Raw genomic sequence first — 1,453 nt, forward strand, 5'->3', positions numbered from 1 at the left:
AATTGCTCTATTTAGGAATATATCGAACTACAAAGGTGATAATGGACCAAGAAGGAGTTGCTTGGTTTCCTTGCACCAAAAGTGCGGAAGAACCCCTTTTATTTTAGCGTTTATATTTTAGCAAATACATTTTACGCTTACATTTATAAAGGGAATCAATAAGTTCCTTTCTAGTAGTATTTTTATCGCGTATATCCGTAAGTAAGCTTTGAATATGTTAGCGGTAAAATAAAATACAGCAAAAACGGCCACTAAAAATACAGCAATTTCGGCCACTAATACAGCACACTGGCTGGTAGAAATGGGATATGCTACCATAAGCACAGATCTCATTTCAAGGAGGGGTGCTTATGAAGAGGTGGCCTATGTATACAGAACTGCAATCACTCAAAAACCTTGGTTTCAGTAATCGGCAGGTCGCAAATCGCTTACTGATGGACTTTCGGACAGCTTCCAAATACTGGGGGATGTAGTTTACACAAATACCCGCCTGCAGTCAAATCAAAATCAAATTGCCATAAGAGCAAATAACAAACCACCAGTCGCCCTCATATCTAAATGAACCGGTCTTACCAGATCCGGGTTATCAAAGAGGAAACCTTAGAATAAGATGTACGGAATTTCGGAAAATAATATCCATAATTCCGGTAAAATTGACACGAGCGTAATATTAAGTAATATTATCTCATATTACAGATATTCTATTAAAAATTGCTTGACATTCCGTTTTTGAAAGTATTAAAATATTGCCATACGCAAGAAATATCAAAATTTTCAAATAGCAATGGCGCAATAATTTGAGCCCGTAAGATTGAGAGACAATAATTGATGCCACTACCCAAAGCACCGATAATAGTCCAGTAACCACAATTGAATCTACTGGCAACCTATATCAGGTAGAACTGTAACCACTATTCCGTACAACCGGGCTACGCTATAAAATCGGGGCAGAAGAGTTTAGACAGAATTACGTAACGCGCCCATGTTATACCGTTTACGTGAGGGACTTATCGGCTTAAAGAAAGTAAACAAAATACTGGCTTTTTCAGCACAAATAAATAAATTTGCAGCACTTTCCCCATACGGATGTGTAGCGTTAAAAAAGGAAATAAAACATGGAAAAAGAGAGTGTGGCTATATGACTGATTTATTAAAAAAGAAGCTCATGTCCGCGGACGAAGCTGTAAGGCTGATATCAGATGGAGATGCCATACATATTGCCGGTACGGCCCTTGTGTGCTCTCCCGCCAAAATATTTAAGAGCATCGGGGATTCTTTTCTCGAGACCGGACACCCGCGCGACCTGTGCATCATTTCCTACGGATCCCCGGACATTGATGCACCTGGCTATAATTATTGGTTCTTCCGCACTTTTGGTGCTAATTAGCAATGTTTATCCGCAAAGGGAAACAAGTTTTTTCGGATTTATAAAGCAAGGAGAACCCGTTTGCGA

At 39.3% G+C, this 1,453-nt stretch carries 1 protein-coding gene; it reads left to right on the top strand.

The window, feature by feature from the left end:
- The first annotated feature begins 1,138 nt into the window (after positions 1-1,138).
- Positions 1,139-1,387 carry a hypothetical protein gene (locus tag H569_RS22655; RefSeq protein WP_157833577.1) on the top strand — a complete coding sequence of 83 codons (249 nt, stop codon included), beginning with the start codon at positions 1,139-1,141 and terminating at the stop codon, positions 1,385-1,387.
- Positions 1,388-1,453 lie beyond the last annotated feature (66 nt).

The sequence above is a fragment of the Desulfotruncus alcoholivorax DSM 16058 genome (assembly GCF_000430885.1).
In the GTDB taxonomy this organism is placed as follows: domain Bacteria; phylum Bacillota; class Desulfotomaculia; order Desulfotomaculales; family Desulfallaceae; genus Desulfotruncus; species Desulfotruncus alcoholivorax.

Bases quoted from the DNA above. Each gene is read 5' to 3' on its own strand.
- H569_RS22655 (WP_157833577.1), top strand. From the start codon at position 1,139: ATGACTGATTTATTAAAAAAGAAGCTCATGTCCGCGGACGAAGCTGTA.